Below are 7,894 nucleotides of genomic sequence, written 5' to 3' on the forward strand. Positions count from 1 at the left end.
GTAGGGGTGTTGGTTTCGCTCATTCGCCCTAGTCACATACTTTTGTATGCTCCTAGGGTCTCATTCACTTACCGCCTATCGATAATCTTTAAATTTTTCGTGGCTATTTGACCAGAAAAATGCAAAAAAAACCCGCCCCTGACTAGGCGGGAACATAGACAAAATACAATGTTTGCGAAAACTAAATTGTTAAACACGCTCAATAATTGTAGCAATACCTTGGCCGAACCCGATGCACATGGTGGCTAAACCAAATTGTTTATCGTTTTGTTCTAATTGATTAAGCAATGCTGTTGAAATTCTTGCTCCTGAGCATCCCAAAGGGTGGCCTAGCGCAATGGCCCCACCACTGAGATTTACTTTATCATCTAGTTGATTTTCTGATAGCTTTAAGCCTTTTAAGCATGCAATAGATTGCGCTGCAAAAGCTTCATTTAATTCAATAATATCAATATCATTTAAAGTTAGTCCTGCGCGCTTTAAAGCGAGTTCACTTGCTGGTACTGGGCCAAATCCCATGATCGATGGATCGCAGCCAACAACTGCCATCGCGCGTATTTTAGCTCTAGGCTTAATGCCTTTCTGTGTGGCATAACTTTCGCTGGCTAGCAGCATCGCAGATGCACCATCAGATAGAGCAGATGAATTACCTGCGGTCACTGTACCACTAGCAGGATCGAAGGCGGGGCGAAGAGCAGCCAAACCTTGAAGGCTTGCATCAAAGCGAATCACTTCATCATAATTTACCGAAATGAGGTTACCAGTGGCATCATGGCCACTAATTGGAACGATCTCGTTATTGAACTTCCCTTTTTCCGTTGCTAGAGCTGCAAGTTGGTGAGACCTTAATGCAAATGCATCTTGCTCTTCTCGGCTAATTTTATATATTTTGGCAAGCATTTCAGCGGTTAATCCCATCGCTCCAGCGGCTTTAGCAACACGTAAAGTCAGTTTAGGGTTGAAATCTATACCATGAGTCATTGGGACGTGGCCCATATGCTCAACTCCACCAATGAGTACTGATTTTGCATCACCTGTCATAATTAACCGGCTCGCATCATGTATCGCTTGCATTGATGAACCACAAAGGCGATTTACTGTAACGGCAGGAACCGTATGAGGTATATCTGTGAGTAATGCTGCATTTTTAGCAACATTAAACCCTTGCTCTAGTGTTTGCTGAACACAACCCCAGATGATGTCATCCAATTCTTTTTTACTTGCGTTTGGATTTCGTTCAAAAATCGCATTCATGAGGTGCGCAGAAAGGTCTTCAGCTCTAACATGGCGAAATACCCCACCTTTTGAACGGCCCATTGGTGTACGTATTCCATCAATAATGACGACATTTTCCATAGAATTAACCTCTCGCAACTTTTTTGACATCAATCGCCACTACTGGTGGCTGTGGGTAATATCTTGCATTAGTAGCCGCTTTTTCTTTTAAGCCGCTAGGCGCGTGATATAGAGGACTCAAGTGCTGCAAAGATTCCGTTGTTTTTAAGTAAGATTGACTACCTAAGGTATCTAAATAGCAGAATACTCCCCCTCTAAATGGTGGAAAGCCTAAACCGTAAACTAAAGCAATATCTGCATCCGAAGGGCTTTGGATAATGCCTTCCTCTAAGCAACGAACAACTTCGTTGATCATTGGAGCCATCATTCGAGCAATAATTTCTTCTTTGGTGAAAGAGCGTCTTGTTGAGCAAATAGTAGCAAGTAGTTCATCCGTCCGCGGATCATCAACTTTTTTCGGTTTCCCTTTTTTATCTTTTTCATATTGATAAAACCCTTGGCCATTTTTTTGGCCAAAGCGTTGTTGTTCATACATCACATCAATGGCATTTTTGCCTTTTTTTCCCATTCGTTCAGGAAAACCTTGAGCCATAACTTGCTCTGCATGAAAAGCAGTATCAATACCAACCACATCAAGGAGATAAGCAGGTCCCATTGGCCAGCCAAACTCTTTTTCCATGACTTTATCTATTTCTCTAAAGTCAGCCCCATCTTGTAACAGTAAGTTAAAGCCAGCAAAGTAAGGGAAAAGTACTCGGTTAACAAAGAAGCCAGGGCAATCATTGACAACAATAGGGGTTTTCCCCATTTTATTGGCGTAGGCAACAACCTTAGCAACAGTGTTATCAGAAGTTTGTTCTCCACGAATAATTTCGACTAATGGCATTCGATGCACAGGGTTAAAAAAGTGCATTCCGCAGAAATTTTCTGGGCGTTTTAGTGATTTAGCAAGGGTTGAAATTGGAATAGTTGATGTATTTGAAGCCAGTATAGTTTCACTTGTTACTAAGGACTCAACTTCAGATAATACAGCAGCTTTGACTTTAGGGTTCTCAACAACGGCTTCAACGACGATTTGGCTATCTTCTATGCCATTGTAAGATAATGAAGGATGAATAGATGATAAGGTCGCCGCCATTTTTACAGCTGTAATTTTTCCACGCTCAAATTGGTTATTTAATAGCTTTTGTGCCTCTTCAATCCCTAATTCTAATGACTTAACATTAATATCTTTCATTAAAACAGGTACGCCTTTGCTGGCAGACTGATAAGCAATGCCTCCGCCCATAATTCCTGCACCTAATACGGTGGCATGTGTTGGAATCTCAATACGTTGTGCGATCTTTTTACTATTTGACTTAACTTGTTGGTCATTTAGAAAAATACTCACTAACGCACGTGCAACATCACTATGCGCTAGAGGAACAAATGCTGCTGTTTCATGCTTTAAGGCCTCATCGCGGGTACAATTTGCTGCCTTTTCTATTGTATTCACAGCCGCCATAGGGGCTGGATAGTGTTTGCCTGCAACCTTATACACCATTCCCTTAGCGACATTGAAACTCATCGTTTGCTCAATAGGTTTCAATTGCAGAGGGCTAAGTTTAGGTTGGCGTTTTTGCTGCCAATTGAAGGCTCCGGTGATTGCAGATTCAATGACTTGTAGCGCTGATTGTGCGAGAGCTTCTGTATTAACAACGGCATCAATAAGGCCAAGTTTTAAAGCTTGAGAGGCATCGATATCTTTACCCGCAGTAATAATTTCTAATGCGCTATCCAAACCAATTAATCGAGGTAGCCGAACAGACCCACCAAAGCCAGGCATGATCCCAAGTTTCGTTTCAGGAAGCCCAATTCGGGCATCAGGGGAGGCGATACGAAAATCAGTGGATAAAACACATTCACAACCACCACCTAGTGCATAGCCATTAATGGCGCAAATCGTTGGAACAGGCAGGTCTTCAATACGATTAAATATACTGTTAGCGTAGTGTAACCAATCACTTAGTGTTTCTTTTGATGCTTCAAAGAGTGACAGAAACTCTTTGATATCAGCGCCAACAATAAAAGCGGGTTTATCAGAACGGAAAATTACACCTTGCAGCTCGGTTTGTTGCTCAAGAACAGACACGGCTTCATCAAGTGAAGCAACGGTGTGGGTGTCCAATTTATTAATTGGCCCTGGTGAGTTAAAAACCAGTTCTGCAATCCCTTGTTTCAACCATTGAATATAGATAGTGTCACTTTGATAAAGCATTCTGCTCTCCTCTACGTGGTAGTGTTATCTGGTACGACCAGATGAAAAGAGTGTGACTAGAATGTTAATTAATTGCAAATGATTAATGACAAAAATGGAAGGTTGGTCACAGCAATTAAGTGAAATAATTAATGATTTAAATGATAAATGTATTATATATCAATTAATTAATTAGGGTTTGCAACAGAGTGCATATCCGTTAATAACAGAACGTGGTAAGCTTAATTTTTCTAATTAATGCTGAAAGGTTGAAGGAAATGGAAAAACTGACTGCACTCTACGCTGAACACATTAAAACGTTACAAAACAGAACTCAGCAAGTTTTACAGCGCAGCAAATTAGATGCCATATTGATTCATTCAGGTGAACCCCTACGCATCTTTCTTGATGATAGCGACTATCCGTTTAAAGTTAACCCTCATTTCAAAGCGTGGGTACCTGTTACCGATGTTCCACATTCATGGTTATTAGTTGATGGTATAAATAAGCCTAAGCTATGGTTTTATTCCCCCGTTGACTATTGGCATAGTGTTGAGCCACTACCGAACAGTTTTTGGACCAAAGATATTGAGCTAATCCACTTAAAAAATGCGGATGACATCAAAACGCTTCTCGCAAGCTTATCAAAAGAAAATGTTGCCTATATAGGCTCAGCAACGGCACGAGCAGAATCTTTAGGGATTTCTTTGCATAATATCAATCCCAAATCGGTTTTAGATTACTATCATTATCATCGTTCTTATAAGACAGATTATGAGCTTTACTGTATGCGAGAAGCTCAAAAAATGGCTGTAAATGGGCATCTCGCTGCTCTCGAAGCATTCCGTGCAGGTATGAGCGAATTTGATATTAATGTCAGTTACTTACAATCTACCGGTCATCGAGATACCAATGTGCCTTATGGTAACATTGTTGCGCTGAATGAAAATGCGGCGGTATTACATTACACGAAACTACAGCAAACTGTGCCGAACGAATTACGCAGTTTTCTTATTGATGCAGGCGCTGAATATAATGGCTATGCTGCTGATATTACGAGAACTTATGCGGCGAAAGGTAAAGACGAATTTGCTGAATTGGTTGCAGATGTCAACACAGAGCAGCTTGCTTTAATTGATACGATTAAGGCAGGTGTCCGCTATACTGATTATCACGTGGATATGCATCATAGGATTGCTAAGATACTGATTAAAAATGATATTGTTAAAGGTATTAGCGAAGAGTCGATGGTGGAAAGTGGCTTAACAACGCCATTTTTACCTCATGGTTTAGGCCATCCACTTGGGTTACAAGTTCATGATGCTGCAGGTTTTATGCAAGATGATAGTGGTACTCATCTCGCAGCTCCTAAAATGTATCCATTCTTGCGTTGTACTCGTGTTTTAGAACCTAAAATGGTGTTAACTATTGAGCCTGGGCTCTACTTTATTGAATCTCTGTTATCTGAATGGAGAAATGGGGAGTTCAGCCAACACTTTAATTGGGATAAAATCGAGTTCTTCAAACCTTACGGTGGGATCCGCATTGAAGATAATATCGTGATCCATGCAAATCGTATTGAGAATATGACTCGAGACTTACATTTACGTTAATGAAACCTTATTTAATACCGGCTGAAACCATTTCTTTTACAGAAGAAATCAAAAAAAGCCAATTTATTACGTATTTAGCTCATACAGATGGTATTGAAGCGGCAAAAGATTACATTCAATCGATTAAAGCTCAATACCCAGATGCCCGGCACCATTGCTGGGCATTTGTTGCTGGTCGGCCTGATGATTCACAAAAATTAGGGTTCTCTGATGACGGAGAGCCGACAGGAACAGCAGGAAAACCCATCATGGCGCAACTATTAGGTAGCAATCTAGGGGAGGTTACCTGTGTTGTTGTACGTTATTTTGGTGGGATAAAACTAGGCACTGGTGGGCTAGTTAAAGCTTATGGAAATGGTGCCCAGCAAGCATTAAAAATATTACCAACAAAGACAAAAGTACCACAAAAAATCTTTAATTTAGTGTGCGACTATTCATTGATTAATGCGATTGAACAACTGCTTGTCCAAGTGAATGGCACAGTTTTACACAGTGATTATAATGAAACTGTCTCTTTACAAATTGCAATTCCTGCTACTCTTGAGCAGGAAGCCAATGATAAATTACGCGATATAAGCCGTGGAGCCTTAACGCTCACGTCAGAATCACAATAGTAAACAGTTTTATCAAGGAACCTGCCGAATGCATTTTCGTGCAATAACCCGTATAGTCGGGCTGCTTGTCATCATCTTTTCTTTTACCATGGTTATTCCTGGTATTGTTGCGCTCATTTATCGTGATGGTGCAGGGCGAGCTTTTAGCCAGACTTTTGTTACTGCTTTGCTAATTGGCCTTTTTTTGTGGCTACCAACCCGTAATAGCCGGCACGAACTGAAAGCAAAAGAAGGCTTTCTTATCGTTGTTTTATTTTGGACGGTACTGGGAAGCGTAGGGGCATTACCTTTTATTTTTTCTGAAAGACCTAATCTTTCGGTAACTGATGCTTTTTTTGAATCGTTTTCAGGCTTGACGACTACAGGTGCGACAACGTTAACAGGGCTTGATTCCCTACCCAAAGCTATTTTATTTTATCGGCAGATGCTTCAATGGCTTGGGGGGATGGGGATTATTGTACTTGCCGTTGCAATTTTACCACTTTTGGGTGTCGGGGGAATGCAGCTATATCGTGCAGAAATGCCGGGTCCTTTGAAAGACAATAAAATGCGGCCTCGTATTGCAGAAACAGCAAAAACATTATGGCTTATCTATGTACTGCTAACCATTGCCTGTGCGGTTGCTCTATGGATAGCCGGTATGGATGTTTTTGATGCTATTTCTCACAGCTTTTCGACTATCGCTATTGGTGGGTTTTCAACTCACGATGCTAGTATTGGTTATTTCAATAGTCCTGCGATTAACACTATCATTGGTATTTTCCTGATTATCTCTGGTTGTAACTTCGGTTTGCACTTTGCAGTATTAACTGGACGTAGTTTAGGGATTTATTGGCGCGATCCTGAATTTAGAATGTTTATTAGCTTCCAGTTTGTCTTGGTGGTTATTTGTACCTTAGTACTTATGTTCCATTCTGTTTATAGTAGCTTTGGTCAAACACTTGATCAGGCATTCTTCCAAGTCGTGTCCATGGCGACAACGGCTGGATTTACGACAGATAGCTTTTCTGGTTGGCCTCTTTTTTTACCTATGCTGCTATTGTGCGCCGCATTCGTTGGTGGATGTGCAGGCTCGACAGGTGGTGGGTTAAAAGTTATTCGTATATTGTTACTTTTCTTACAAGGCTCGCGTGAGTTAAAGCGCCTAGTTCACCCAAATGCAGTCTACACAATCAAATTAGGGCAACGCGCATTACCTGAAAGGATCATCGAAGCTGTTTGGGGGTTCTTTTCTGCATATGCACTGGTCTTTGTCGTCAGCTTATTATTACTGATTGCTACAGGGGTTGATGAATTCTCTGCTTTTTCAGCAATTGCAACGACACTGAATAACTTAGGGCCAGGGTTAGGGACTGTGGCTGATAATTTCACAACGATGAACCCTACAGGCAAATGGATATTAGTTGTCACGATGTTATTTGGGCGTTTGGAAGTTTTCACTTTATTAGTGCTACTGACTCCCACTTTTTGGCGTGAATAGTTGGGTACAATTAATAAATAATATTACCTATATAGAAATGATATTAATTTAGGAACAATAATGAGCTACTTACTTTTACACTCCAGTACGGATGGGCAAACTAAAAAAATTATTCTAAAAATGGCGGAGCAACTGAGAAACTCAGGTCGTGAATGTGATATTCGTGATTTAAATACTGACCAACAGCTTAATTTATCAGGCTACGATAAAGTATTAGTAGGGGCATCCATTCGTTATGGGCATTTTAATAAAAAACTACAACGCTTCGTGCTTTCTCATCAAAATCAATTGAACTCAATGAAGACGGGTTTTTTTGCTGTAAATTTGACTGCAAGAAAAGAAGGCAAGAATACGGTAGAGACCAATGCATATACGCGAAAATTTTTAGAAGCATGTCCTTGGAAGCCTACATTGAAATCTGTTTTTGCCGGAGCGCTGTTTTATCCACGTTATACATGGTTTGATAGAATGATGATTCGTCTAATAATGAAAATGACGGATGGCCCAACCGATCCAAAAACAGAGATTGAATATACTAACTGGGAAAAGGTTGCTGAATTCACTGTTGAATTTGATGGTTTGTAGTTCGTAATTTCAACAAAACGTAGTTATTCTGTGTGATTTGTTTAATAAATCATCGCTTAGTAAAATAAAT

Annotated in this window: 6 protein-coding genes; 4 read left to right on the forward strand and 2 right to left on the reverse strand. The window is 40.4% G+C overall.

From position 1 onward, the window contains the following. Positions 1-189: 189 nt before the first annotated feature. Positions 190-1,356: an acetyl-CoA C-acyltransferase FadA gene (gene fadA / locus PSE72_RS17465; RefSeq protein ID WP_115166574.1), complete on the reverse strand. Its 1,167-nt coding sequence runs from the start codon at positions 1,354-1,356 to the stop codon at positions 190-192. A 4-nt stretch (positions 1,357-1,360) separates the two neighbouring features. Further along, a complete protein-coding gene (gene fadB, locus PSE72_RS17470; RefSeq protein WP_115166575.1) occupies positions 1,361-3,553 on the reverse strand; it encodes a fatty acid oxidation complex subunit alpha FadB in 2,193 nt (730 codons plus the stop codon). Positions 3,554-3,810: 257 nt separating this feature from the next. Between fadB and pepQ the strand changes: the two genes are divergently transcribed. The 4 genes from pepQ to hemG are packed head-to-tail and all read left to right on the forward strand — an operon-like array spanning position 3,811 to position 7,824. Next, a complete protein-coding gene (gene pepQ / locus PSE72_RS17475; RefSeq protein ID WP_004914865.1) occupies positions 3,811-5,145 on the forward strand; it encodes a Xaa-Pro dipeptidase in 1,335 nt (444 codons plus the stop codon). Further along, a complete protein-coding gene (locus PSE72_RS17480) occupies positions 5,145-5,759 on the forward strand; it encodes an IMPACT family protein (protein ID WP_004914864.1) in 615 nt (204 codons plus the stop codon). The genes pepQ and PSE72_RS17480 overlap by 1 nt, the downstream gene beginning before the upstream one ends. Before the next feature lie 28 nt (positions 5,760-5,787). Next, a complete protein-coding gene (gene trkH, locus PSE72_RS17485; RefSeq protein WP_004914863.1) occupies positions 5,788-7,239 on the forward strand; it encodes a Trk system potassium transporter TrkH in 1,452 nt (483 codons plus the stop codon). Positions 7,240-7,299: 60 nt separating this feature from the next. After that, positions 7,300-7,824: a menaquinone-dependent protoporphyrinogen IX dehydrogenase gene (gene hemG, locus PSE72_RS17490; protein ID WP_115166576.1), complete on the forward strand. Its 525-nt coding sequence runs from the start codon at positions 7,300-7,302 to the stop codon at positions 7,822-7,824. Positions 7,825-7,894 lie beyond the last annotated feature (70 nt).

It is taken from the genome of Providencia sp. PROV116 (assembly GCF_028482485.1).
Taxonomy (GTDB): domain Bacteria; phylum Pseudomonadota; class Gammaproteobacteria; order Enterobacterales; family Enterobacteriaceae; genus Providencia; species Providencia rettgeri.